The 24,401-nt window shown below is 65.5% G+C and carries 23 protein-coding genes; 8 read left to right on the plus strand and 15 right to left on the minus strand.

Features of this window, described 5'->3' with window-relative positions; all coding sequences use genetic code 11:
- Positions 1-14: 14 nt before the first annotated feature.
- The 3 genes from N2603_RS07725 to N2603_RS07735 all read right to left on the minus strand — a co-directional run bounded on the left by N2603_RS07725 (position 15) and on the right by N2603_RS07735 (position 3,084).
- Positions 15-662: an HAD family hydrolase gene (locus tag N2603_RS07725; RefSeq protein ID WP_260388281.1), complete on the minus strand. Its 648-nt coding sequence runs from the start codon at positions 660-662 to the stop codon at positions 15-17.
- Between the two features lie 114 nt (positions 663-776).
- Positions 777-2,681, minus strand: a complete 1,905-nt coding sequence (locus N2603_RS07730; RefSeq protein WP_260388282.1) for a sensor domain-containing diguanylate cyclase — start codon at positions 2,679-2,681, stop codon at positions 777-779.
- A gap of 181 nt (positions 2,682-2,862) precedes the next feature.
- The gene (locus tag N2603_RS07735; protein WP_260388283.1) at positions 2,863-3,084 is read right to left on the minus strand and encodes a dodecin; all 222 of its coding nucleotides are present in this window, start codon (positions 3,082-3,084) and stop codon (positions 2,863-2,865) included.
- Positions 3,085-3,256: 172 nt separating this feature from the next.
- On the opposite strand from N2603_RS07735, the gene N2603_RS07740 reads away from it, so the two are divergent.
- A complete protein-coding gene (locus N2603_RS07740; RefSeq protein WP_018646509.1) occupies positions 3,257-4,138 on the plus strand; it encodes a DMT family transporter in 882 nt (293 codons plus the stop codon).
- Here the strand turns inward: N2603_RS07740 and N2603_RS07745 are convergent.
- A complete protein-coding gene (locus tag N2603_RS07745) occupies positions 4,135-5,391 on the minus strand; it encodes a glycosyltransferase family 87 protein (RefSeq protein WP_260388284.1) in 1,257 nt (418 codons plus the stop codon). The two genes, N2603_RS07740 and N2603_RS07745, sit on opposite strands and share 4 nt — an antisense overlap.
- A gap of 314 nt (positions 5,392-5,705) precedes the next feature.
- On the opposite strand from N2603_RS07745, the gene N2603_RS07750 reads away from it, so the two are divergent.
- Both N2603_RS07750 and N2603_RS07755 read left to right on the plus strand, forming a co-directional pair.
- Entirely contained in the window at positions 5,706-6,707 is a 1,002-nt protein-coding gene (locus N2603_RS07750) for a glycoside hydrolase family 16 protein (RefSeq protein WP_260388285.1), read from the plus strand.
- Between the two features lie 2 nt (positions 6,708-6,709).
- Positions 6,710-8,164 (plus strand): GH1 family beta-glucosidase, encoded by a 1,455-nt coding sequence (locus N2603_RS07755; RefSeq protein ID WP_260388286.1) that lies wholly within the window; start codon positions 6,710-6,712, stop codon positions 8,162-8,164.
- A 9-nt stretch (positions 8,165-8,173) separates the two neighbouring features.
- On the opposite strand, the gene N2603_RS07760 is transcribed toward N2603_RS07755, so the two are convergent.
- The 9 genes from N2603_RS07760 to N2603_RS07800 form a co-directional block, all read right to left on the minus strand.
- Positions 8,174-8,731, minus strand: a complete 558-nt coding sequence (locus N2603_RS07760) for an HNH endonuclease (protein ID WP_018646514.1) — start codon at positions 8,729-8,731, stop codon at positions 8,174-8,176.
- A gap of 202 nt (positions 8,732-8,933) precedes the next feature.
- Entirely contained in the window at positions 8,934-9,911 is a 978-nt protein-coding gene (locus N2603_RS07765; protein ID WP_260388287.1) for a peptidyl-alpha-hydroxyglycine alpha-amidating lyase family protein, read from the minus strand.
- Between the two features lie 170 nt (positions 9,912-10,081).
- Positions 10,082-11,857, minus strand: a complete 1,776-nt coding sequence (locus N2603_RS07770; protein WP_260388288.1) for a flavin-containing monooxygenase — start codon at positions 11,855-11,857, stop codon at positions 10,082-10,084.
- A 78-nt stretch (positions 11,858-11,935) separates the two neighbouring features.
- A complete protein-coding gene (locus N2603_RS07775; RefSeq protein ID WP_260388289.1) occupies positions 11,936-13,021 on the minus strand; it encodes a DUF2855 family protein in 1,086 nt (361 codons plus the stop codon).
- Between the two features lie 182 nt (positions 13,022-13,203).
- Entirely contained in the window at positions 13,204-13,830 is a 627-nt protein-coding gene (locus tag N2603_RS07780) for a general stress protein (protein WP_018646518.1), read from the minus strand.
- A gap of 14 nt (positions 13,831-13,844) precedes the next feature.
- A complete protein-coding gene (locus tag N2603_RS07785; RefSeq protein WP_260388290.1) occupies positions 13,845-14,165 on the minus strand; it encodes a hypothetical protein in 321 nt (106 codons plus the stop codon).
- A gap of 293 nt (positions 14,166-14,458) precedes the next feature.
- Entirely contained in the window at positions 14,459-15,967 is a 1,509-nt protein-coding gene (locus tag N2603_RS07790) for an acyl-CoA synthetase (protein ID WP_260388291.1), read from the minus strand.
- A gap of 24 nt (positions 15,968-15,991) precedes the next feature.
- Positions 15,992-17,176: an ABC transporter substrate-binding protein gene (locus N2603_RS07795; RefSeq protein ID WP_260388292.1), complete on the minus strand. Its 1,185-nt coding sequence runs from the start codon at positions 17,174-17,176 to the stop codon at positions 15,992-15,994.
- Between the two features lie 37 nt (positions 17,177-17,213).
- Positions 17,214-18,188, minus strand: a complete 975-nt coding sequence (locus tag N2603_RS07800) for an NAD(P)H-dependent flavin oxidoreductase (protein ID WP_260388293.1) — start codon at positions 18,186-18,188, stop codon at positions 17,214-17,216.
- Between the two features lie 181 nt (positions 18,189-18,369).
- Here N2603_RS07800 and N2603_RS07805 point away from each other — a divergent pair, with 181 nt between their 5' ends.
- Positions 18,370-19,257 (plus strand): LysR family transcriptional regulator, encoded by an 888-nt coding sequence (locus tag N2603_RS07805; RefSeq protein ID WP_260388294.1) that lies wholly within the window; start codon positions 18,370-18,372, stop codon positions 19,255-19,257.
- A 148-nt stretch (positions 19,258-19,405) separates the two neighbouring features.
- On the opposite strand, the gene N2603_RS07810 is transcribed toward N2603_RS07805, so the two are convergent.
- On the minus strand, positions 19,406-20,059 hold the full coding sequence (locus N2603_RS07810) for a DNA-3-methyladenine glycosylase family protein (protein ID WP_260388295.1): 654 nt from the start codon (positions 20,057-20,059) through the stop codon (positions 19,406-19,408).
- A gap of 126 nt (positions 20,060-20,185) precedes the next feature.
- Here N2603_RS07810 and gluQRS point away from each other — a divergent pair, with 126 nt between their 5' ends.
- Together gluQRS and N2603_RS07820 are read left to right on the plus strand one after the other, a co-directional pair.
- Positions 20,186-21,055: a tRNA glutamyl-Q(34) synthetase GluQRS gene (gene gluQRS / locus N2603_RS07815; RefSeq protein WP_260388296.1), complete on the plus strand. Its 870-nt coding sequence runs from the start codon at positions 20,186-20,188 to the stop codon at positions 21,053-21,055.
- A 103-nt stretch (positions 21,056-21,158) separates the two neighbouring features.
- A complete protein-coding gene (locus N2603_RS07820) occupies positions 21,159-22,418 on the plus strand; it encodes an ATP-binding protein (RefSeq protein WP_260388297.1) in 1,260 nt (419 codons plus the stop codon).
- Here the strand turns inward: N2603_RS07820 and N2603_RS07825 are convergent.
- Positions 22,345-23,238 carry a YihY/virulence factor BrkB family protein gene (locus N2603_RS07825; RefSeq protein ID WP_260388298.1) on the minus strand — a complete coding sequence of 298 codons (894 nt, stop codon included), beginning with the start codon at positions 23,236-23,238 and terminating at the stop codon, positions 22,345-22,347. The two genes, N2603_RS07820 and N2603_RS07825, sit on opposite strands and share 74 nt — an antisense overlap.
- 345 nt (positions 23,239-23,583) lie before the next feature.
- Between N2603_RS07825 and N2603_RS07830 the strand changes: the two genes are divergently transcribed.
- Entirely contained in the window at positions 23,584-23,778 is a 195-nt protein-coding gene (locus N2603_RS07830) for a twin transmembrane helix small protein (RefSeq protein ID WP_018646527.1), read from the plus strand.
- A 2-nt stretch (positions 23,779-23,780) separates the two neighbouring features.
- Positions 23,781-24,353: a cob(I)yrinic acid a,c-diamide adenosyltransferase gene (locus N2603_RS07835; RefSeq protein ID WP_018646528.1), complete on the plus strand. Its 573-nt coding sequence runs from the start codon at positions 23,781-23,783 to the stop codon at positions 24,351-24,353.
- Positions 24,354-24,401: the final 48 nt, after the last annotated feature.

A 24,401-nucleotide genomic window follows, 5' to 3' on the forward strand; every position in this document is an offset into this window, starting at 1 on the left:
GCTGTTACGCATATTCATCCATGAAGCAGGCCATAATCCGAGAGAGCCTGCCTGAAAACCTCTACCGACGTATGGTGATGCGCGAGCAGCCCCGCCTCGCGCGCGCCAGTAACATTGGCCATGAGATCGTCGACGAACAGCACGGTCTGCGGCATCAGGTTGAGCTCGGACAGACAGCGGCGATAGCAGCGCGGGTCCGGTTTCGCGGTCTTGAACCGGGCCGAGGCGTAGATCCTCGAGCCGAACAGCGGACGCAGATCGGGCAGCAGCGCGTCGATATGGTCGGCGACTAGCGTGGTGTTGTTGGTCAGGACCGCAACATCGACGGTCTTGCGCAGGCAGCGGACGATCTCCAGCATCTCGGCATTCGCCTGCATCGAACGGCGTCGCGCCTGCACCCACTCGTCGAGCGACAGCGGATAGCGCATGCGTTCGCCGAAGCCTCGCAGGTAATCCGCAGCATCGAGCGCGCCGGAATCGCCGAGCGCCTCGAAGCCGCTGTCCCAGATCGCCTCGTGGATGAATTCGCTGGTCGTCCCCGCCAGCTCCGCCAGACAGGCGACGCGCTTGGCCCTGTCATAGTCGCAAAGCACGTTGTCCATGTCGAACAGGACGAGCTTGATTCCGTCGGTCACAACAGCACTCTTGGAGTGGCCGAACATCCGGCCGTGACTGCAGTCATATCGCGCCGGCGGACTGAGGACAAACCCGGGACTGTCTCTACGGTTGTGGTGCACGCCGCAGCGTTCGTTGCGCCTGGTGAGAGGTCGATCCCGTCACGCGGTCTTCGCCGGCCAGGGGACGACCTGTCCCGACATCACCAGCCGGTCACGGCCGTTGTCCTTGGCGGCGTAGAGCGCGCGGTCGGCAGCCGCGACCAGCGTGCTGGCGTCCGCAGTGGTTTCCGATGGGAGGCTTGCCGCGGCGCCTACGCTGACGGTCACCAGGCGAGAGGGCGGGTTTTGCGCATGCAGCATTGCGAGATCGCGCAGCGCCTGGCGAATCGCTTCGCCGACCTCGGCGCAGCCGTCCGGGCCGGTGTCCGGCAACAGCACGGCGAACTCCTCGCCGCCGTAGCGGGCGGCGAGATCGGCGGGGCGCCTGGCGTGAGCGGATAGGATCCGGCTCAGCGCGCGAAGGCACCCGTCGCCCGCCAGGTGTCCGTAGTGGTCGTTGAACTTCTTGAAATGATCGACATCGATCAGCAGGAGGGAAAGCTGCGTGCCGTCGCGCCGCGCGCGCGCCCATTCATCAGTGAGGCGTTCGTCGAACGTGCGCCGGTTGGCAAGGCCGGTGAGGCCGTCGGTCGTTGCAAGCGCGGCGAGCTTGTCCTGAAGGTCCTTCTGCTCGGTCATGTCGCGCACGACCGCAACAACGCCGTCGATCTCGCCGCTGTCGGAAGCCCGTGTCACGTGCAGGGCCGCTTCGACCCAGATATCGCCGTTCTCGCGATGGCGTTGGCGGTAGACGAACCTCGCCTCCTCGGCCTCGCCGTTCTTCAGCGCGGTGATGGCCTGCTCGACCCGTTCCATGTCCTCCTCGTGGATGCCGGCCACGGCCGACTTGCCGAGAAGCTCGTCGGGCGACCAGCCGATCATGCGCTGGCATGATGGAGAGACGTAGAGCAGGCGGTTATCCAGCCCGATCCGGGTCACCATATCGCTGGATTGCTCGGCAAGCAGGCGGAAATGGGCTTCGTTGGCGGCCAGCGCCTGTGCCATGCGCTGGCGCTGCGACAGCTGTCGGACCAGATAGTAGCCGATCACCGCGATCAACAGGACGAGTCCGAGGACGAAGGTTACGCGCGTGACGGCCGCGCGTCGCCAGGGCGTCAGCACATCGTCTTGCGACTTGCTCGCCAGCACCATCAGCGGATAGCGGCTGCTGCGCTGGTAGTAGCTCAGCCGCTGCACGCCATCGAGCGGCGACTTGAAATAGTAGACGGCCGCGACCGGCCGCTTTTTCCACTCCCTGAACAACGGCGCCTTCGACAGGTCGCGCCCGACGAAGACGCCGCTCTCGTCGCGGCTGCGCGCCAGCATGATGCCGTCATTGTTCAGCAGCGACGCCGAGCCGTTCGGCCCGACGTCGAAGCGCTCGTAGAATTTGACGAAATAGGCGACGTCGATCGTGAGCAGGGCGACGCCGGCGAAGCTGCCGTCGGGGCGGTCGATCCGGCGCGACGCAGTGATGATCCACTGACCGCCGGCGCGGCTCTTGATGGGCCGCCCGATCAGCGTGCCCTTTTCCGGAGAGTCGCGGTGCCGCTGGAAATATTCGCGGTCGCTGTTGTTGAGTCTGGAGAAATCGATCTGCTCGGTCGTGGCGAGCCAGCGGCCGGTCTCGTCATAGACGAAGATGCCGCGGATGCGGTCCGATGATTTGCGGGTCGGCAGATAGGTCTGGAGCTTCTCGATCGTGTCGGGACCCATCCCGTCGAGTTCGAGACGATGAACCAGCCCGACCAGGATCGTATCGGCGAGCTCGAACGTGTCGTCCGCGTGCTGAATCAGCGAATGCGCGAGATTTGCCATGTCGATCTCGGCGTTCCTGAGATCGGCATTTCGCGTCTCCCATTCGCGCCAGGCGCTCAAGCCGAGGATCGTCACGCAGATGAGCACGACGAAACCCGCCGCCCAGAGCGGAAGGCGCGTCTTGCCGAGTTCGCGGCTCGTGACCATCGGGCTTGCTCCAAATCGGAGCAAACCTCTCACTTTGGACTTAACGGCCTGTTGCAATATCCGCGATGATTGTGCGCGGTCCGTATTCAACCGGGGCGGGTCGATAGATCTTGATCGACTGTCGTCGGCAGATGTTAACCACGCTGCCGCGGCGTGGCGGTTTTGCCCGGCATCGGCCGCGTCATCCCTCCAGCGTAAATCCGACCCGCAGCGTCACCTGGTAGTGGCGCACGGAATTGTTCTCGATGTGACCGCGCGTCTGCACCACCTCGAACCATTTCATCTCGCGGACGGTCTTGGCGGCGCGGCCGATCGCGTTCTTGATCGCATCCTCGATCGAGGTCTCGGATGATCCGACCAGCTCCAGGATCTTGTAGACGTGGTCCTTCTCGGCGGTGGGCATGAGGCGTCTCCCCTTGTGCTGTGGCGGGCCCGGATACCGCTCCCGCGGTGTATCCGAAAGCGTCGGGCCTCCCCTGTGAACGGGCGGCCTGGCTTCGGGTTCCCTGCTCTGCGATGGCCTGGATGCGCCAGCCGAGGTGGAGCGGCCAGCGTCCGCCTGCTAAGCGCTAGCCATGGATTCGGCGCGGCGCGACAGGACGATCGGCTCTCTCTGCCTCTGCGTGACGGCGTTCGGCTGGGCGCTGAACTGGCCGCTGATGAAGCTGTTGCTCCAGCAATGGCCGCCCTTGTTCGCCCGCGGGCTCGCCGGTGTCTGCGCCGCGGTCATTCTCGGGATCCTGGCGCTGAGCCGGAAGGAGGCGTTTGCCGTGCCGCGGGAGGCGATCCCGCGGCTGCTGTTTGCGACCCTAACCAATGTCTTTGCCTGGATGGGGCTCGGCACGGTCGCAATGAAATACGTGACCGTGAGCGAAGGGGCGCTGCTCGCCTATACCATGCCGATCTGGGCCATGCTGTTCGCCTGGCCGGTGCTGCACACCCGGCCCACGTTGCGGGATGGTTTCGGGCTCGCCCTCGGCGTTGCCGGCGTTGCGCTGCTGCTGAGCGGCCACGGCTTCGCCTTCGGCGCCGACAAGCTCTTGGGCATCGTCCTGGCGCTGCTCTGCGCCATCCTGTTCGCGCTGGGCAACGTGCTTAATCGCAAGCCGCTGCCGATGCCGCCGCTGGTCGTCGTCGCCTGGCAGGTCGGGCTCGGCTGCGCCACCATGCTGATTCTCGGCGTGCTGTTCGAGCACCCGGACGTCTCGGCGATCACCCCGCTGGGCCTCGGCTGCTTCGTCTACATGACGCTGGTGCCGATGGGCCTCTGCTACGTCACCTGGTTCGAGACGCTGCGCCGCCTGCCGCCGACCGCGGCGTCGACCGGCATGCTGATTGTCCCCGTGATCGGCGTGATCTCCGCTGCAATCATCCTCGGCGAGCCGCTGGGCCTGCGCGAATGGGCGGCGATGGCGCTCACGCTCGGCGGCGTGACGCTGGCATTGCAGCGCGCCTAGACGTGGTGTTGTGCGGCCTGCGGCGAGGCCGGTGCAGGCTGTGTCCGTCTCCACAGCAGTCCGAGCAGGAAAAGCAGTAGTGCCATCAACGCGAAGCCGCCAATGGCGGGTGTGAAATGCCGACTGGGATCGGCTGTCTGCTCGACTTGCACGGCCAGCCGTGCCGATTGCAGTAGCCCATAGGCGCCGGCGAGCAGGATCAACCCGTACATCCAGCTGCGCTCGCGCGGGCTCGCCAGCGTGGCGAGATCGGGCAGGATCAAAGCAAGACCGATCCCCAGCATCGGCAAGTCGTAATCATACGCGTAAGGGCTGATCATCACCGACACCATCACCGCAATGCCAAGCGCGAATCTGGACGACGTGCCCCGTGCGGTGCCGATGAGGACGGCGAGCAAGGCCAGCCCTGCAACGGTCACCTGGCCCCAAAAGGCGATATTTGCCGGAAGGCCGGCTTCGTAGAGCGCGGCATAGGCCGAGATCATGCGATAGAGCGGATAGGAACCCTGCTCGAGATAGCTCGCCGATTCCCTGATCGCGCCCAGCCAGGCCGTCCAGATCTGCCAGCCGAACAGGAGCGTGCAGAGCAGCGAGCTCGCCAGCACAACGGCTGCCGCGGTCGCAAGCGCGACCCAGCGCCGCGTCGCCAGCAGATAGACGCCGACGGCGATGGCAAGGTGCGGCTTGATCACCATGGCGCCGAGGGCAAGGCCCGCGAGAAGCGGCCGCCGTTCGACGCTGAGGCAGACCAGCGCGATCAGCGCGCCGGTGAGAAAGCCGTTCTGCCCGGCGCCGATGGTGATCGCCAGCGCCGGAAACAGGATCACCAGCACCGGCGCGAAATTTACGTCCGCGATCTTGCGCAGCACCGCGAGGTAAAGCGCGAGTGTTGCGGCCGTGAACAGCAGATAGGCGAGGCCGACCGGCAGCAACGCGAACGGCGCAAGCAGGAGATCGTATTGCGGCGGATAGGTCCAGGGCATGAAGCCGGTCGCGCCGCCGGCGGCCTCCATCTGCATCTTCAGCAGGGCCTCGAAGTGATAGACCTGGTCGAGGTCGCCGCGCCAGGCGCGCTGCGCGACGATGTGGAAGGCGTCGAAATCGGCGAGCTTGCGGTCGGTCCAGCCGCCCCAGCGGGCGAACCAGAAGGTCTTGAAAGCGACGATCGCCGTCAGCGCGGCCAGCACGAGACGCACATAGGTCGCCCGCTTCGACGGCGAGAGCCGAACTCCTTCCAGTGTTTCGGCGAGCATGGCGGCGGCAACCTCATACCTGACGGACTGGCGACCGGCCGGGCAGGTCCGCAGATCCCTGCAAGGCTGCCATTGGAGGCTTAAGGGACGGTAAGGAATCCGGAAGGATTTCGGCGGCGGAGCGGTCCCTGGCGCGAGAATCTGCCCGGATTCGTCATCAGGCTTGTGCTGATGATGCGCTTCCGGGCCTATCGGCGTGAGCGGTCAAGATGTCTTTGCGAAATCGCCCGGGGGCGTCGGATCGGTGCGCTTGCCCGTTCAGGGACAGGCAAGGTAATTTCAGTGTGGTTTCCTGGCATGTTCGATGTGCGGTGATGATCGACCGTTGGACGAAGGGTGCTCTGGTCGCGATCGGTCTGTCGGTCGTGCCTGCGCCTGTCGTGGCGCAGGACGATCTCGGTGACGCGCCCGGCACGGTATCGCTGCAGGTGACGACCGATCCTTCCACGATCGAGTGCCGCAGGCTGGAGAGGGTCAATCCCTCGTCGCTCGCGTTCCTGACGCTGCGCCGGACGTTCAACGACGATTTCAACGAGCATCCGCTCGCGACAGGTCGCTGGGTGCCGCATTATGCCGGCGGTGCGGCGTGGCCGGAGGCGCGCTACTGGGGCGGCGACGGCTCCGACTTCAAGCGCAAGACCAGCGCCAATGGCGAGCAGCAGATCTATGTCGATCCGCGTTACGCCGGCCGCGGGGCGGCGCCGCTCGGGCTCGATCCGTTCAAGGTCGAGGACGGCGTGCTCTCCATCGTCGCCAGCCGCACGCCGCCGGAATTGAAATCCGTTCTGTTCAACAACGAGTACATCTCGGGGATCCTGACGACGCAGGGATCGTTCGCGCAGAAGCACGGCTATTTCGAAATCCGCGCAAAAGTCCCGGTCGGCCATGCGGTGTGGCCTGCCTTCTGGATGCTGGCGGACGACGGCGGCTGGCCGCCGGAAGTCGACGTGCTGGAAGGCCGCGGCGAGCGGCCTGGGGACCTCGTGATGACCACGCACTGGCGGGTCCCGTCGACCCAGAAGATCCAGTCCTGCGGCTTCGATTTCGCAGTCGGCGATGCTTCGAACACCTTCCACAATTACGGTGTGCTGTGGGAGGAGGATCGCCTGGTCTATTTCATCGACCGTCGGCCGGTGTCCGACATCAAGGTGCCGATCGGCTTCGACGATCCCATGTACATGATCGTCAACCTGGCGATCGGATCGAAGTTCTTTATTGGCGTGGGACCGGTCGACGCGGAATCGCCGCCGAGCGTGGCCTTCGAGATCGACCGGATATCCGTCTATCAGATCGATATGGAGCAGGCGCGGAGATAGCGATGTCCGGAAAAGTCTCGCGGCGCGAATTTGCAGGGCTTGCGGGTCTCGCCGCGCTTGGCGCGGCAATGGGTGCAAGGGCTGCCGAGACCACTGACCGTCACGGGCCCGCGCCTTTCCCCAAGGATTTCCTGTGGGGCACGGCGACCTCGTCCTACCAGATCGAAGGCGCCGTCAACGAGGACGGCCGCGGCAAGTCGATCTGGGACATCTTCAGCCATACGCCCGGCAAGATCGAGGACGGCTCGACCGGCGATCGCGCCAACGAGCATTATCATCGCTACAAGCAGGACGTCGCGCTGATCAAGGCGCTCGGCGTCAAGGCCTATCGTTTCTCCATCGCATGGCCACGCGTATTCCCGGAGGGATCGGGCCAGCCCAATCCAAAAGGGCTCGATTTCTACAACCGCCTCGTCGACGAGCTGCTCGCAAACGGCATCGAGCCCTACGCCACGCTGTATCACTGGGACCTGCCGCAGGCGCTGCAGGACCGCGTCGGCGGCTGGCAGTCGAGCGACACGTCAAAAGCCTTTGCCGACTATGCCGCCTACGTCGCCGCACGCCTGACCGATCGCGTCAAGACCGTCTTCACCGTGAACGAGGTTGGGCGCTTCGTGAATTTCGGTTATGGCTGGGGCATCGATGCGCCTGGCCTGAAGCTGCCGACCGCGCAGCTCAACCAGGCCCGCCATCACGTCGCGCTGGCGCACGGGCTTGCCGTGCAGGCGATCCGCGCCTCCGGGCGGGCCGGCACGCGCGTTGGCGCGGCCGAGAACATCGCCGCCTGCGTGCCGGCGATCGCGACGCCGGACAACATCCGCGCCGCCGAGATCGCGACGCGCGAGCTCAATGCCGGCTTTCTCGGCGTGGTGCTGGAGGGAAAGTATACCGACGGCTTCCTCGCCTATGCCGGCGCGAACGCGCCGAAGTTCACGCCCGAGGAATTGAAGATCATCGGCACGCCGAACGACTTCGTCGGCCTCAACATCTACGCGCCGCAATTCTACGTCACCGCCACCGACCGCGCGCCGGGCTTCCACGTGCTGCCGTTCCCGACCTCGTTCCCGCACATGAATTCGGAATGGCTGCGGGTCGGCCCCGAGGTGATCTACTGGGCCCCGCGCCTTGCCGCGAAAATCTGGAACATCGAGACGATCTACATCAGCGAGAACGGCACCTCGTCCGAGGACAGGATCGCCGCCGACGGCCAGGTCTACGACCTCGACCGCATCATGTTCCTGCGCAACTACCTGACCCAGATGCAGCGCGCGATCAGCGAGGGTGTGCCGATCCGCGGCTATTTCCTCTGGAGCCTGATGGACAATTTTGAATGGATCTTCGGCTACGGGAAGCGGTTCGGCCTGTATCGGGTCGACTTCGAGACACAGGCGAGGGTGCCGAAGCTGAGCGCGGCGTTCTATCGCGACGTGGTGGCGCGGAATGCGATTGGGGTGTGAGACCAGACCCTACGGATCCAGCTCCGTATCCCAGTACAGATAATCCAGCCAGCTGTCGTGCAGATAGTTCGGCGGGAACAGCCGGCCGTTGCGGTGGAGCTGGTGCACGGTCGGCGCGAACGCGCTCTGGCGCGGAAACATCTTGGCTTGCGCCGGAGTGAGGTTGCCCTTGCGCAGGTTACACGGCGAGCATGCCGCGACCACGTTCTCCCAGGTGGTCTGGCCGCCTTTACTGCGCGGGATGATGTGATCGAAGGTGAGGTCTTCGGGCGAGCCGCAATATTGGCAATTGAAGCGGTCGCGGAGGAAGACGTTGAAACGGGTGAAGGCGGGATGGGTGGTCGGCTTGACGAAGGATTTGAGCGAGACGACGCTCGGTAACTGCATCTCTAACGTCGGACTTCGAACCGCCTGATCGTAATGTGCAACGATGTTGACGCGGTCGAGAAACACCGCCTTGATCGCGTCCTGCCACGACCACAGAGACAGTGGGTAGTAACTCAGCGGCCGGAAGTCCGCATTCAGCACCAACACCGGCCAACTGCCTTGCGAGACATGTGCGTTCAAGTAACGCTCCCGGCCTCCAATGTACGCTGCGAAGCAGCATGTACTGACATACTACATGCAGCGTGACGGGATTGTGAAGCCCGCCGAGAGACTTATTCAGCCTCAGCCAATGCGGCGGCGGGGTGGCGAAGCGCCCAAAAACGCCGTGATTCGGCGAGGGGCCGGCGAGGCCGGCCGGAACCGCCGGGCGGTCGCTGATACCTCATTCCGGCACCCGCTCCAGCTTCTGCAGGCACCGCGTCGCACGCACCACGGCGGGCATTTCCTCGTCCGGAAAGCTCGCCTTCCAGTTGGTCACGCCGACCTCGCCGACATAGATGTCGCCCTTCGAATCCAGCGCGATGCCGTGCGGCGCCAGGAACCTGCCGCTGGCAACACCCGGACCTTCCTCGCCACCGAGCCGCGCGATGCGTTTGCCCTGCGCATCGACGATCGACAGCCGCGGGCCGAGATTGGGCACGTTGCGGTTGATGTCGAGGCCGGGGCCGAGCTCGCCAATGACGAAGGTTGGGCGCTTGGCCCCGCCGCAGCAGCACAGCGCGCAGGGCCGGTGCAAATTGTTCCACTGCGTCTCGTATCTGCCCTCGCCGTCGAACACCTGCACGCGATGGTTCTCGCGGTCTGCGACATAGACCCAACCGTCGGCATCGGTCGCGATATTGTGCACGATGTTGAACTGGCCGGGATCGGTGCCCGGCTCGCCCCAGCTCTTGATCAGCTTGCCGTCGGGCGTGAACTTGTGCACGCGCGCATTGCCATAGCCGTCGGAGACGTAGATCTCGCCCTTCGGCGACAATGCGGTGTGGGTGCAGCGGTGGAATGGCTCGCCGCTCATGAACGGCGCCGGCTTTGCGGGGATGCCGATCGTCAGCAGTACCTTGCCGTCGGTGGTGCATTTGCGCACCATGTGGTCGCCGTCGTCGGTGCAGTAGAGATTGTCGTCCGCATCGATATGCAGGCCGTGCGCACGGGAGAACAGGCCTTCGCCCCAACTGCGGAGGAAATTGCCCTCGCGGTCCAGCACCACCATTGGATGGGCGCCGCGGTTGAACACGTAGATTCGGTCCTTGCTGTCGACCGCGACCGAGGCGACGTCGGTCAGCGTCCAGCCGTCGGGAAGCTTGGCGAAATTTTCGACGACGCGGTAGCGGTGCTCGCCGCTGCCGAGAATGGCTGGCATGGGTGTCCCTTCCTCTCGCTGTCTCTGTCGTGCTCGCCTGCATCCGCGTCGTCATTGCGAGCGCAGCGAAGCAATCCAGAATCCTTCCGCGGAGACGGTCTGGATTGCTTCGCGGAGCCTGTCATCGGGCCGCGCTGTGCGCGGACCCGGTGGTTCGCAATGACGGGGGCTCAAGTTGCACTCACCTCGCGCCCCAGCATCCCTTCCTCGATCGCCTTGATCTGGAGCGCGAGGTATTTCGAGTTGATGCGGCATTGCGCGAGGCTGCCGGCGATGAACCAGAGGCCGGGCAGCTTCGTGCGCGCATACATGTTGCGCAGCTCGAAGCCGTCGCCAAAGCCCCAGATCGGGCCGACGCGGTCGGCGATTGCGTCGCCGAACAATTTCCGCACCAGATATTCCTGCGGCTTGTAGCCGGTGGAGAGCACGATCAGATCGGCGGCAATGGTCGAGCCGTCCGTCATCCGCGCGCCCTCGGCGAGGAAGCGCTCGATGTCGGAAAACTGCCTGAGCTTGACCGCGCCCTCGACGATCAGGTTGGAGCAGCCGACGTTGAAATAATAGCCGCCGCCGCGGGTGAGGTATTTGAACTGCCAGCCGGTGCCGGCCTCGCCGAAGTCGAGCTTGAAGCCGACGCGCGAGAGGCCGTCGAGCAGCTCCTTGTCGAGCTGCTTCGACTGCTCGGTCAGCATCACATGCGTCTTCCTGGCGAGCGGCGTCGGCATCGAGGCCGCGATCAGATCGTTGTCCTCGAGCGTACCCTCATTGTAGGTCGCGTAGGCCAGCTGCGCCGACGGCTCGATATTGGTGACCAGCGTCGGCGAACGCTGCACCAGCGTCACCTCGGCGCCACTGGAATGCAGATCCTGTGCGATGTCGTGGCCGCTGTTGCCGGTGCCGATGACGATGGCGCGCTTGCCTGTCCAGTTCTCGCCGTCCTCGTAGCGGCTGGAATGCACCAGCGTGCCCTTGAAATTGTCTAGGGTCGGAATGTCGGGGATATTGGCGATGCCGCTGACCCCGGTCGCCATGATCACATGGTGCGGATGCATGGTGCGTCTGCTGCCGTCGGCGCGGCGCAGGGTGACGGTCCAGTGGCCCTTGGTCTCTTCGTAAGAGCCGCCCTCGAACTCTGTGCCGGTCCAGAAGTTCAGCTCCATGGCATCGACATAGGCTTCGAACCAGTTGGCGAGCTTGTCCTTGGGGATATAGACCGGCCAGTTCGGCGGAAACGGCATGTAGGGGAGGTGATTGACCTGCACCTGATTGTGCAGGGTGAGCGCGTGATAGCGCTTGCGCCAATTGTCGCCGATCCGCATCCCGCGATCGACGATCAGGGTGTCGACCTTCAACTGCTTCAGCCGCGCCGCAATCGCGAGCCCGGCCTGGCCGCCGCCGACCACCAGCACGGCCGGATCGCGATCGGAATAGTCGCGCGAGGCGTTGCGCAGGTCGAGCCAGTTCGGTCCGCGGAAATCGCGCGAATAGGCCTGACCGCGCGGCCGCAAGGTGCCGAGCTGCTCCTCGAAGCTCTTCAATTCGTCGAGCGCGGTGAGCAGCGTCCATGCCTTCAGGCGGTCGCCGTCGGCGGCATCAGGGATGAGCCGCACGATGCCGCTGCCGCGGCCTATCGCGGTCTCGAAACTGAAGATGGCTTCGATGTTGTTCGTGCCGGCGCGCGTCACCCAGCGCGGCGGCGCGCGGTTCGGTGCGATCTTGAAATTGGCCGGCGCGGCCTTTGGTGCGAGTGCTGTCAGCGCCCGAGCGACTGCATCGTGGCCGGCGATCGTTTGCAGGTTCCAGCTCAGTGCCAGCACATCGCGCCAGAAACATTCGGCGACGAATAGGCGGGTGAGTGCTTCGCGATCGGGTTTGCCCAGCGTCCGCTCGAAATCGTCGAGCCAGGCCTGTGCGGCGACGGAAATATCCTTCGTCCTGTCCAGCATTGGCGACCTCGTGGCCGTCTTCGCGGCGTTTCCTCTGAGATCGAACGCTATACCGGATCAATCCATGTCAAAAGCGCTTTACCCGAGCAGCGAGAGCATATGGCCCTGCTCCGGCGGAATGCGGCCCTGCAGCGTGTCGAGATAGACCTGCCGCACTGCCTCGGGCCCACGGCTCTCGATCACGGTCAAGCATCGCTCCAACATCGGCGCGAAGCCGGCCCAGGCCGCACCAAGGCGCTGCTCGATGCCGCCCGGACCCCATTCCTTGGCGCGCTTGCGGATGTGGTCGGGCGCGAAGAACAAGCGCGGCTTTGCGCCGGGCAGGACGCCTTCGTCGGCATCGGTCGCGCGATGCGTCAATCCGACGCGTACCGAGCATTTCATCTGGTCGCCGAAATGTCGGTGCAGCGTGGTGCGCAGCGCGCTGTTGCCGGCCATGTCGACGAAGGCAACCGGTGCGTCCGACGGCAGCGACGTCACGCGGTCATAGGTGACGACCTCGTCATAGCAGCCGAGCGAGGTGACAAAGCCGGTATTGCTTGACGAGGTCAGGCCGATCGCCTTGCGGCCGCGCGTGTGAAGCAGATGTGCAAGGCCGAATGCGGTCTTGCTCGAGGCACTCGACAGCAGCACGGCGCGTGCGCCGAAATCGTCGTTCTCGGCGAGGAAGTCGTCGACCAGGAACGACAGCATGAACAGCGGCCGCAGCAGCGCCTGGTAATCGCCCTGCCGCCCCGCGTAAGCGGGGTCGCCGCCGACGCGCGCATAGGCATTGTAGACGGGCGCAACGCCCTGCCGGTGCGCGGCGCCGTCGCGCAAGCCCCGCTTGCTGACGTCGGTCGCCTCGATCACGAGATGCGTCGCCATCGGGAAATAGCCGAACAGGCGTTCGCCAACCGGCACGTTCGGATGTTTCGAGGCGATCACCTCGCAAAAGCCCCATACCGGAATGTTGCCAAAACCCTGCGGCGCGGGAAAGATCTGCCAGTATTTCAGTTCGTCGCCCATCACCGCATAGGTGATGTTGTTGGCGGTGAACGCAAAGCGCTCGACTTTGACGAGCAGTGCGTCCTGCGGGAGCGCGTCTGCCGCGGGAAGCCCGGTTGCGATCGTCTTGCAGGTTTCGAGATTGTCCCGTGCAACGATGAAGTCGGTGGCTGTCATGATGTCGATCCCGGCTCTGATCCGCACCGGCATCTCATCGGCTATGCGCGCCCCGTTTGCAACCTCAACATAGTTTTAAACGCTGTTTGCTGCTGCGGGGCATGCACAAGGGAAAGGCTCCACTTCAGCGGAGCCTTTCTTTGCGAGTGGAATTGCCTGTCACTCTACAGGTGGCAAGCCAACTATCTTCGGGTGCCCGCGCCATACAACTCGCGTTCGCGCCCGACATCATCGGGGGACAGCGGCGGGCTGGCGGCATCGAAGCTGGTCCAGCCGGACTTTTTCCAGGCAGCGCTCCGGTCCTGCAGGTTCACCGACCTCTCGTGCAGAAGGGCATCGAGACGCGAGCGGTCCTGATCGGGGACCTTCACCGAAACCAGCGTTCCGCCCCTGCGGACGCCCTCGGCGTAGCGAGACGCATCGTCCCTGGACACGCCGGCCTCAGTCAGCGCACCGACGATGCCGCCAGTGGCAGCGCCGGCCGCCGCGCCTACCGCGGTCGATGCCAGCCAGCCGGCAGCGACGACGGGTCCGAGTCCAGGAATAGCCATCAATCCCAGTCCCGCCAGCAGGCCCGCCGCGCCTCCGAGACCCGCGCCGACGCCGGCACCCGTGCCCGCACCTTCGGCGCGGTCGTCGACGCCGTCGCGATCGCGATCGACCTTGCGGGTCGAGGTGCCGTACCAGTTGTCGGAATTGTTGGCGACGATACTGATGTCGGAGTGCGGCACCCCCGCGGCCTCGAGACGGGTGACTGCACGTTCCGCATCCGAATAGTTGTCATAGAGTCGGGAAATGGTGGTGGTCATGTTGCATCCTCCGCTTACTTAATGGGGTTCACGTTGCCCTGGAAGTCGACGCTCACGTCGGTCTTGGTCCCGGCCTTGTCGGCCTTGCCGCGCCAGACGCCGTCGTTGTCCTTCTGCAGGACGGATACGTTGGAATAACCGGCGGCCTCGATCTTCGATTTCGCCTGGCCTTCGGTGAAGCTGTTGCGGCCCGCGACCGGGGCGTTCGAATTGTTATGATCGGAACTGTTGATCGCGTTGTTGCCCGGCCCGCTTTGCGCGGGCTGCGACTGTGCGCTGACGGGCACTGACCCGAGCAGCAGGAGCGTTGCGGCGAGAATGGGTAGACGTGACATTGTTGTCCTCCGACGGTTGATTGTGCCGGGCGACAACAGACGAGATTCCGATTGGTTGCTCCGCGATGGCGATCAAAGCGCGCCTAAGCAACGCGCAGTGGGTGCGGCAATGGGCGCCGTTACGAACATCACGTGACGTGACGATGCGCAGGAACCATGGCCGATACGTCCCGTTGACGCATCTTTGCAACTCGGTACGCGTCGCCCCTTCGCGTGCCCTTTAGGCGACGCTCGCTGATCGCCGGCGGCATGCTTGCCGCGGCATCGATCACCGAGCCGGGACGCGGACCTGATCACGCCGCCCAATAGGGATCGCGCAGCTTGCGCTTGAAGATCTTCCCGGTCGCCTCGCGGGGCAGCGCATCCAGGAACTGGACCTCCTTCGGCACCTTGAAGTTGGCCAATCGCTCGCGCAGAAAGGCCTGCACCGCGGCGGTGGAGAGCTGCGCGCCCGTCTCCGGCTCGATGCAGGCGCACAGTCGCTCGCCAAATTCGGCGTCGGGGATACCGAACACGGCGCAGTCGCGCACGCCGGGCATTGCGATCAGAACGTTCTCGATCTCGGCGGGATAGATGTTGACGCCGCCTGATATCACCATGTCGCGCTTGCGGTCGCACAGGAACAGATAGCCGTCTTCGTCGAGATAGCCGACGTCGCCGACGCTGACGAGACCGTCGCGCCCGGCCTCTGCCCGCGCCTGCGCCTTGCCGTGATAGTCGAAATCGGGCACCGCCGTCTGGCGCATGTAGATCTCGCCGACCTCATTGACACCGCAGAGACTGCCGTCATCGCGAAAAATCTTGACGATGCCGCCTTCGATCGCGCGGCCGACCGTGCCCGGCTTCTTCAGCGCCTCTTCGGCCGAGTGCCACACCGGGATGCCGGTCTCGGTCGAGCCGAAATATTCGTTGATCACGGGTCCCCACCACTCGATCATGGCGCGCTTCACCTCGGGCGGGCAGGGCGCGGCACCGTGCACCACGAAGCGCAGCGAGGAGAGATCGTAGCGCCGTCTTACAGCCTCGGGCAGCCGCAGCAGCCGGACGAACATGGTCGGCACCATGTGGATGTGCGTGACCCGGTGGCGCTCGATAAGCGCCAGCAGCTCCTCGGCGTCGAACCGCGCCTGAAGGACGATGGTGCAGCCGCTGCGGAACGCCAGCATGCCGTAGGAGTGCGGCGCCGAGTGATACATCGGGCCGTTGATCAGCACGACCTGGTTGTCCCGCGGCTTGATGCCATAGGCGATCGCGCCGACGCGCTCGGAGGCGGCCGCCTGTTCGGGCTGCATCGGCATCCGCCGCACGCCCTTCGGCATGCCCGTGGTCCCCGACGTGTAGATCATCGCCGCGGCCCGGCGCGGCGGCTCCTGATTTTCCGGATGACCGCCGCGCCAGCGGTCCCAATCGGTCAGGCCCGCCGGGACTTCGGTCAGCTCGGGCGGAACGGCGAAAGTCGCCGCGAGCTCGGGCGGCGTCGCGACGACGAGCAGGTGGACATCCTCGGGCAGGCCGGCGCGGATCTGCGGCAGCAGATCGGCATGGCAGACCAGGATCTTCGCCCCGCTGTCGGTCAGGATGTAGCGGACCTCCTCGGCCTTGAGATGCCAGTTGATCGGCACCACCGGGCTGCCCAGCGCGGCAGAGGCCGCGACCACCTCGAACAGCGCGAAATCGTTGCGCAGCATCATGGCGACCGGAACGCCCTCGGCAAGGCCGAGAGCGCGGAGCCCGCTCGCCGCCAGTCTGATGCGGATCTGGATCTCGTCGTAGCCGATTCGCCGTTCGCCGCTGATGATCATGGCGTGTCCTTACCTTGTTCCAGTCTAGCGATCGTCCAGCACGTCGCCGAACCCGACCCAGCTCTTGCCGTTGAAGCGGCGGAGCTGCAGCTGCTGGAACGGCAGATAGTCATCGGGGCCGGTGGTGACAGACATGCCCGGTAGCAGCAGCGGCAGCTTCACCTCTTTGAGCGATGCGGCCTGACGCATGATGTTGTCGCGGCTGAAATCATCCTTGCATGCCTTCAGCACCGTCATCAGCAGCGTCGCATAGTGGTAGCCGGCAGCGTAGTTGGAATTGGAGAGGTCCGCGGTCGGCATGTACTGCTTCATGAAGGCGAAGTACTCCTTCACGCCGGGATCGCTGGCCCATTGCGGGTCCATCGTGTCCTTCTGGTTGCTCGACGAGATCAGACCGACCGCGTTGTCGAGCCCGGCCGGCTCGAGGAACGAGATCGACGAGGCCGAGGTCGGCACGAAGAACAGCTCGGGCTTCCAGCCGATCTCGGCCACGCCCTTGATCATCTGCGAGGTGAACTTGCCGAGCACGACGCCGAACAGCACGTCGGCGCCCGATGCCTTCAGCGTCGAGAGCTGCGAGCTGATCGTCGGCGCGCTGGTCTCGTAGGTCTGCTCCGCCACGATCATGCTGGCGCCTTTCTCGCCGAGCGCGCGCTTGAAGCCGGCGACATAGTCGCGGCCGAAATCGTCGTTCTGGGACAGGATCGCGATCTTCGCGCCGGGCTTGGTGCGCAGCACGTGCTTGGCATAGACCACGCCTTCGGATTCGTAGGCGGCCATGCCGGGCATGGTCCATGTATATTTCTGCGGATCGGCCCATTTCGTCGCGCCTGAGAGCACGAACAGCTGCGGCACCTTCTTGCCGTTGAGGTAGCGCTGCACGGCGCTGTTGGTGGCGGTGCCGAGCGAGCCGAACATCATCAGCACCTCGTCCTGCTCCACCAGCTTGCGGGTCTGCTCCACCGTCTTCGGCGGCGAATAGGCATCGTCCAGCGTGATGAACTTGACCTTGCGGCCGTTGATGCCGCCTTCGGCATTGACCTTCTCGAAGAACGCCTCCTGCGTCCGTCCGATCGCGCCGAAGCCGGAGGCCGGGCCGCTATAGGGCAGGGTCTGTCCGATGCGGATCTCGTCGCCGCCTTCGGCACGGGCGGTCCCGGTTGCGAGCGTCAGCAACGACAGGCCGATCAGCGCGGCTGCCAGCTTCATGATGTCCTCCCGTTTTTCTTTCTGTCAGTCTCAGCCGTCAGGCGCTGGCGCGCATCAGGAAGTCCTGCCGGGCCTGATCGAATTCGCCCTTCATCCGGCCGACGAGCTCTGCGACCGGCGGTGCGTCCATGATCTGGCCGATGCCCTGGCCCGATCCCCAGATGTCGCGCCACGCCTTGGATTTCATGTTGCCGCCGGAGCCGAAATTCATCTTCGACTTATCGGCGGCGGGAAGATTGTCCGGATCGAGGCCGGCGGCGGCGATCGAGGGCCCGAGGTAATTGCCGTGCACGCCGGTGAACAGGTTGGTGTAGATGATGTCGTGCGCGGCATGCTGCGTCAGCGCCGACTTGTAGGCTTCGTCGGCGTTGGCTTCCTGCGTGGCGATGAAGCGCGTGCCCATATAGGCGAGGTCGGCGCCCAGCGTCAGCGCGGAGGCGATGCCAAAGCCGTCGCTGATCGCGCCCGACAGCAGGATCGCGCCGCCAAACCATTGCTTGACCTCGCGCACCAGGGCGAAGGGCGACAGCGTGCCAGCATGTCCGCCGGCGCCGGCGCAGACCAGGATCAGGCCGTCGACGCCCTGCTCGGCGGCCTTGCGCGCGTGCTTGACGTTGATGACGTCGTGGAACACGAGACCGCCATAGGAGTGCGCGGCCTCGACGATCTCCGCCGGCGGCCGCAGCGAGGTGATGATGATGGGCGCCTTGTGCTTCACACAGGTCTCCATGTCCTTCATCAGCCGGTCGTTGGAGGCATGGCAGATCTGGTTGACGGCGTAGGGCGCGACCTTCTTGCCGGGATTGCGCGACTTGTATTCGCCGAGCTCGTCCTCGATCCGGCTCAACCATTCGTCGAGCTTCTCGACCGGCCGGGCATTGAGCGCGGGAAACGAGCCGACGATTCCCGCCTTGCACTGGGCGATCACCAGCTCCGGTCCGGAGACGATGAAGAGCGGCGAGCCGACGACGGGCAGCTCCAGATTGTTCTTGAGCAGGGCGGGCAGTGCCATCCGATCCTCCTGATAACGCGCATCGCCGGTCCTTGCGGCCGATGGTGAGCGCTTCCATGTCGATTTGTCGCGCCGGCAGAGTGTCCTGCCTGGCGGTTTGACCGCACTATAGGGTTGAACGGCGGGCGCGGGATCGTTCAATATTGAACATGCGCATATTCAGATTTGAACGGAGCCGCCGGTGGACTGGGATCTCTGCAAGACCTTCGTCGCGGTTGCCGATACCGGCAGCTTCACGGCTGCGGCAAAGCGTCTGCACGCCAGCCATCCGACCGTCAGCCGCAAGGTCGCGGCGCTGGAGGCGCAGCTCGGCACCAAGCTGCTGGCGCGTGCCGCGGATGGCTTCGTGCTCACCGCCGACGGACGTACGCTGCGCGAGCACGCGGAAGCCATGGCGGCTGCCGCGCTCCGGGCCGAGGCGGCCGTTGGCGCCGGCGGGCGCAAGGCGCGCGGCACGGTCAAGCTGTCGATCGGCGCGACGCTGGCCTCGCATTGGCTGATGCCGCGGCTGCCGTCCTTTCTGGGCGCGCATGACCATATCCGGCTCGAGATCATCACCCATCCGTTTCCGGCCAGCGTGCGCCGCCGGGAGGCCGACGTGGTGCTGCGCCCGGTCGACAGCGGCGAGGAAAACCTGGTCGGCCGCAAGATCGGCCGGCTCGGCACCGGCTTCTATGCCTCGCGCGACTATGCCGCCGGCCGCTCCCTGCCGGAGCGCAGCGGCGAGTGGAAGGGGCACCGCGTGATCGGCTTTGCCGACCAGGATTCCAACGCGCAGCTGGCGCGCTGGAGCGATGCGATCACGCGCCAGGGCACCATGGTGATGCGCTGCTCGTCGCAAGGCGACATGCTGGCGGCGGTGCGCGCGGGGATCGGAATCTCCGCGCTGTCCTGCTTCGTCGCGGAAAGCTATCCGGACCTCGTGCGCGTCGCGCCGCAGAAGCTCGTCAGCGTCGCCGACCTCTGGCTGCTCGCTCATCCCGATCTGGTCGAGCTGTCCGCGGTGCGCGCCGTCGTCGACTTCGTGGCCGAGTGTGCCCGCGCCGACCGCGAGCGGCTGCGAGGGTAGGGTCTCGTGCCCCGGACGCAGCGCAGCACGCAGTGATGCGCTGCTGATCCGGGGCCCATGCATCCATCTCGCGAAGCTCAGGGGTCCCGGCTCTGCGGCGCGTCACTTCGTGCCGCACCGCGTCCGGGACACGATAAACTTGTGATGATCAGGCTTGGCCGGCGAGCACGCCCTCGCGCTTCTTCACCGCGCGATAATAGCTCCACCACAGATGCGCCGCCGCGCCGCGCAGGGGACGCCAGGGCTCGGCGAGTGGCGCCATCTGCTTCTCCGTCGGCCGCGCCTTGAGGCCGAGGCCAATCTTGATGCCCTCCTGGACGGCGAGGTCGCCGGCCGGCCAGGCATCGCCATGGCCGAGGCAGAACAACAGATAGACATCCGCCGTCCACGGCCCGATGCCGGGTAGCGAGATCAGCGTGTGGTGCGCGGCGTCGGCATCTTCCTCCGCCAGCACGTCGAGGTTCAGCCGCTGCGCACCGATCTCGCGTGCCAGATGCTTCAGCGTCTTGATCTTGGCGGCGGATAGGCCGAGCCGCCCCAGCCGGTCGGTGCGGGCACGGCGCACGGCATCATGGTCGAACGGATCAAAGGCGGCGGACAACCGCCCCCAGATCGCCGATGCGCTGGCGGTTGAAAGCTGCTGGCCGCAGACGATGTGCGCGAGCCCGGTAAAGCCCGGCTCGCGCCGCCGCAACGCCGGCATGCCCGCGGTCTCGAGCACGGGCTTGAGCCGTGGATCGCGCTTGATCAGCGCGTGGACGGCTTCTTCGAGGTCGGACTGGGATTCGAGATGGATGGTCATGTGGCTCGGTAAGCTCTCTCCGGCGTCATGGCCGGGCTTGACCCGGCCATCCATCTCCTATCGTAACAGAGTCATGGAAGATGGATTGCCGGGTCAAGCCCGCAATGACGAGTCTTGAGAGAATTCATGCCACCCGTTTTCCGATTTGCCCCGAGCCCGAACGGCCTCCTGCATCTCGGCCACGCCTATTCCGCGCTGCTCAACTTCGATCGGGCGCGCGAGACCGGCGGGCGGCTGTTGCTGCGGATCGAGGACATCGATGCGACGCGCTGCCGGCCGGAATATGAAGCCGCGATCTACGAGGACCTCGCCTGGCTCGGGATCGCCTGGGAGACGCCGGTGCGGCGGCAGTCGGAGCATCTGTCCGACTATCGCGCTGCGCTCGAAAGACTCTCCGCGCTGGACCTCGTCTATCCCGCCTTTGAAAGCCGCGCCGAGATCGCAAGGCTGGTGACCGCGCGAGAGGCCGACGGGCCGTGGCCGCGCGATCCCGACGGCGCACCGCTTTATCCCGGTGACGCCAAATCGCTGTCCTCAGGCGAGCGGGCACGACTGATCGCCTCGGGCGCGCCCTACGCGCTCCGGCTCGACATGGCGGCCGCCGGCCGCCGCGTCGATGGCCTGAGCTGGAACGAGCTCGGCGAGGGAGCCGACGGCGAGAACGGCACCGTCCCGGCGCGACCGGAGGCCTGGGGCGACGTGATCCTGGCCCGCAAGGAGACGCCGACCAGCTACCATCTGTCGGTGGTCGTTGACGACGCGCTTCAGGGCGTCAGCGAGATCGTGCGGGGCCAGGACCTGTTTCATGCGACGTCGGTCCACCGCCTCCTCCAGGTCCTGCTTGGCCTGCCGGAACCCGCCTACCGCCACCACGCGCTGATTCGTGATGAGGAGGGACGGAAGCTGTCGAAATCCAGCCGCTCGACGGGGCTGCGGGAGTTGCGCAGCGCGGGCATCACACCTGCCGGCATTCGCCAGCTGGTGGGATTAGGTTAAGTTTCTCTGGGGGTTAGCCAAACGCTGCCGTGACTCCGAGGGTTCCGTCGTGCCATGCTCGCCGCATAGCCCGGGTTCGAAGGGGATACTTCGAAGGGGAATTATGGCGGCGAAAACGCGCGCGGTGCGCACTACGCGGACGTCCACGCGACCGCCTCGGAAACGGTCCGGGGCGGCGGGGCGGTCGCGCAAGCGCGCCACCAAGGCCGCCGCGCCAGATGTGGTCCAGGCGGCGCTCGCCGCCTTTGCCCACGAGGTCCGCACCCCCCTGACCGGCATTCTCGCGATCAGCGATCTGCTCGCGACCTCTGATCTCGGGGAGCGGGAGCGGCGCTGGGCTGACACCATCAAGGCCGGCGCCGAGCATCTGGCGAGCCTTGCCACGCTGTTCGTGGACGCTGCCAAGACGGGCAAGGGCGCCGGGAAGGCCGGCAGCACGCTGCGGCACGATCTGTTCGACTTGCGGGCGCTCGCACGCAGCACCGGCGATTCGCTCGCCGGGCGCGCCGCGGCCAAGGGGCTGCAGGCCCAGGTCGATATTGCCGACAAGCTGCCGGGGCTGGTGGTCGGCGATCCCGTCCGCCTGCGCGCCGCGCTCGAGAACCTGATCGACAATGCGGTGAAGTTCACCGAGCAGGGCGGCGTGGCGCTGGCGGTGGCGCCCTGGCGTCCTGCCAAGAAGAGCAAGGGCAAGGTCGGCGTGGCCTTCGCGGTGTCCGACAGCGGCATCGGCCTCACCATGGCCGAGATCAAGCGGCTGTTCCGCCCCTTCACCCAGGCCAATGTCACCATCGCCTCGCGTTTCGGCGGCGCCGGCCTCGGGCTGTCCTCGGTGAAGCAACTGGCGCGCGCGATGGGCGGCGACATCTCGGTTGCGCCGCGCAGTGGCGGCGGCGCCACCTTCACATTGACGGTGTCGCTGGATGCGGCAGGGCCGGCCAGGTCGCGCAAATCGAAAGGCGAAGCCGGGGAGGACGCGTTGTCTGCGCTGCGCGTGCTCAGCGTCGAGGACAATCCGTTCGGCCGCGTCGTACTCAACACCATCCTCACCGAGCTCGGCCATCATGCCGAGTTCATCGGCCGTGGCGAGGATGCCGTGAACCGGCTGGAGCAGGGCGCCTTCGATGCGGTGCTGATGGACATGGTGCTGCCTGGGATCGACGGCGTCGAGGCGATCAGGCGGATCCGCACCATGCCGGCGCCGCTGGCTCAAATCCCCATCATCGGGGTCTCCGGGCGCGGCGAGGACGAGGCGGCCTCGCGTGAAGCCGGCGCCGACGCTTTCCTGGTCAAGCCTGTGTCTCCGCGGGCTCTAGCGACTGCGCTGCTTGAAGCGACACGCCGTGAGGAAGCTGCGACTTGATGATCGCGGCATTGAGCTCGCCGCCGTAAACGAAGATCGCTGCGATGAAATACAGGAACACCAGCGCGATGATCACCGAGGCGAGCCCCGCATACATCGTCACGTAATTGTTGGCGAAGCGCGCCAGATATTGTCCGAAGACGATGCCTGAGATCAGCGACGCCACGATGGTGAAGAAGATGCCGGGCAGGATCTGGAAGAACCTCCTCCGGCCCGCGGGCAGCCAGGCATGCAGGATCACCAGCGCCACCACCAATGCGCCGATGGTGATGCCGTAGCGCAGCCAGGTGAGGATGCTTTCGTTGGATTCGACGAACAGCGGGATATGGCGCCGCGCCGCCTCGATGAAGAGCGGACCGAGCACGATCAGGAATGCCATGGCGAGCGCGGTGAAGGCCGCGACCAGCGTGTAGCCGATCGATTCCAGCCGCAGCCAGTACCAGCGCCGCATCTCCACCACGGCATAGGCGCGGTTGAGCGCGACGCGGAGCGCCTCGACGCCGTTCGAGGCGAAGTAGACCGACAGCGCCGCGCCGATGGTCAGCACGCCGGTGCGGGTGGTGGTCAGCACGTCGTGGATTTCGCCCGAGATCGAATCGGCGACCTGCTTGGGCCAGACCTCGAGCATCAGGCTGGCGGCCTGATCGGCGAGCTCCTTGGAGCCGAAGAAGCCGGCGAGCGAGGTCAGCACGATCAGGAACGGAAATAGCGCCATCAGCGTCGACAGCGCGATATGGCTCGCGATCGCCCAGCCGTCGTCGGCCAGGAACGTATAGAACGCATCCTCCAGCACGCAGTAGATGTAGCGGATCGCTTTCACGTGGCACCCGCAGTGGCGGCCGATGTAATCGTACCCTGCTTGCAGCGCGGTTCGCCTCGCCCCGCTTGCGGGGAGAGGCCGACGCGCTCGGCAGCGCACTTGCGCGCCTGAGCGCGGCGGGTGAGGGGGAGTCTCCGCGTGGACGGTGAGAGCCGGATCCGCGGAGAGCCCTCCTCACCCGAATTCGATCTGCGATCGAATTCGACCTCTCCCCGCAGGCGGGGAGAGGTGAAGGACGGCTGCATCGGATCGATATTCATCCAGCCAGCTTCTGATATTATTGGCTTAAAAGCCAGATCGGGAACGCCATGGCGAACCGCCGCCCACGGTGTTATCTACCCTCAGATGGCATCTATCCTGAGTACTTTCATCCTGCCGATCGCGGTCGGCGCCGTGGCACTGGTGCTGCTGCTCGGTCTCGTCAATATGATGCGCGGCGGCTCGCCGAACACCTCGCAGAAGCTGATGCGCTGGCGGGTTCTGCTGCAGTTCGTGGCGATCGTCATCGCCATGGCCGCAGTCTGGGCGATGGGACGCTGAACATGGTGGTATTGAACCGCATCTATACCAAGACCGGTGACGACGGCACGACGGCGCTCGGCTCGGGCGAGCGCCGGCCGAAATACGATCTGCGCATCGAGGCCTATGGCACCGTCGACGAGACCAATGCCGCAATCGGCGTGGTCAGGCTTCACACCCATGACATGCCCGAGTTCGATGCGATGCTCGGCCGCATCCAGAACGACCTGTTCGACCTCGGCGCCGATCTCGCCGTGCCCGAGCGTGAGGGCAAAGCGGAGCGGCTGCGGGTGGTCGCGAGCCAGGTCGAGCGCCTCGAGCGCGACATCGACGCGCTCAACGACAAGCTCGCGCCGCTGACCTCCTTCGTGCTCCCCGGCGGCACTCCGGCCGCAGCCTATCTCCATGTCGCGCGCACGATATGCCGCAGGGCGGAACGCGTCATCGTGGAACTGGCAGCCCGACCGGGCGAGCCGGTCAGCGCGGCTGGCATCCAGTATATGAACCGCCTGTCGGATTTCCTGTTCGTGGCGAGCCGAGCCGCTAACCACAACGGCGCCGGGGACGTGCTCTGGGTTCCGGGCCAGAACCGCTGACCCATTTGAGCGGTGCATTTCTAAGGTCTAAAAATTGGCCGCTTCGCG

The organism is Bradyrhizobium huanghuaihaiense (assembly GCF_025200885.1).
GTDB classification, from domain to species: Bacteria; Pseudomonadota; Alphaproteobacteria; order Rhizobiales; family Xanthobacteraceae; genus Bradyrhizobium; species Bradyrhizobium huanghuaihaiense.

Bases quoted from the DNA above. Each gene is read 5' to 3' on its own strand.
- N2603_RS07725 (WP_260388281.1), bottom strand. From the start codon at position 662: ATGTTCGGCCACTCCAAGAGTGCTGTTGTGACCGACGGAATCAAGCTC.
- N2603_RS07755 (WP_260388286.1), top strand. From the start codon at position 6,710: ATGTCCGGAAAAGTCTCGCGGCGCGAATTTGCAGGGCTTGCGGGTCTC.
- N2603_RS07835 (WP_018646528.1), top strand. From the start codon at position 23,781: ATGGTGGTATTGAACCGCATCTATACCAAGACCGGTGACGACGGCACG.
- N2603_RS07735 (WP_260388283.1), bottom strand. From the start codon at position 3,084: ATGCCCACCGCCGAGAAGGACCACGTCTACAAGATCCTGGAGCTGGTC.
- N2603_RS07775 (WP_260388289.1), bottom strand. From the start codon at position 13,021: ATGACAGCCACCGACTTCATCGTTGCACGGGACAATCTCGAAACCTGC.
- N2603_RS07765 (WP_260388287.1), bottom strand. From the start codon at position 9,911: ATGCCAGCCATTCTCGGCAGCGGCGAGCACCGCTACCGCGTCGTCGAA.
- N2603_RS07770 (WP_260388288.1), bottom strand. From the start codon at position 11,857: ATGCTGGACAGGACGAAGGATATTTCCGTCGCCGCACAGGCCTGGCTC.
- N2603_RS07790 (WP_260388291.1), bottom strand. From the start codon at position 15,967: ATGATCATCAGCGGCGAACGGCGAATCGGCTACGACGAGATCCAGATC.
- N2603_RS07750 (WP_260388285.1), top strand. From the start codon at position 5,706: ATGATCGACCGTTGGACGAAGGGTGCTCTGGTCGCGATCGGTCTGTCG.
- N2603_RS07795 (WP_260388292.1), bottom strand. From the start codon at position 17,176: ATGAAGCTGGCAGCCGCGCTGATCGGCCTGTCGTTGCTGACGCTCGCA.
- gluQRS (WP_260388296.1), top strand. From the start codon at position 20,186: ATGCCACCCGTTTTCCGATTTGCCCCGAGCCCGAACGGCCTCCTGCAT.
- N2603_RS07730 (WP_260388282.1), bottom strand. From the start codon at position 2,681: ATGGTCACGAGCCGCGAACTCGGCAAGACGCGCCTTCCGCTCTGGGCG.
- N2603_RS07780 (WP_018646518.1), bottom strand. From the start codon at position 13,830: ATGACCACCACCATTTCCCGACTCTATGACAACTATTCGGATGCGGAA.
- N2603_RS07800 (WP_260388293.1), bottom strand. From the start codon at position 18,188: ATGGCACTGCCCGCCCTGCTCAAGAACAATCTGGAGCTGCCCGTCGTC.
- N2603_RS07820 (WP_260388297.1), top strand. From the start codon at position 21,159: ATGGCGGCGAAAACGCGCGCGGTGCGCACTACGCGGACGTCCACGCGA.
- N2603_RS07810 (WP_260388295.1), bottom strand. From the start codon at position 20,059: ATGACCATCCATCTCGAATCCCAGTCCGACCTCGAAGAAGCCGTCCAC.
- N2603_RS07830 (WP_018646527.1), top strand. From the start codon at position 23,584: ATGGCATCTATCCTGAGTACTTTCATCCTGCCGATCGCGGTCGGCGCC.
- N2603_RS07740 (WP_018646509.1), top strand. From the start codon at position 3,257: ATGGATTCGGCGCGGCGCGACAGGACGATCGGCTCTCTCTGCCTCTGC.
- N2603_RS07745 (WP_260388284.1), bottom strand. From the start codon at position 5,391: ATGCTCGCCGAAACACTGGAAGGAGTTCGGCTCTCGCCGTCGAAGCGG.
- N2603_RS07785 (WP_260388290.1), bottom strand. From the start codon at position 14,165: ATGTCACGTCTACCCATTCTCGCCGCAACGCTCCTGCTGCTCGGGTCA.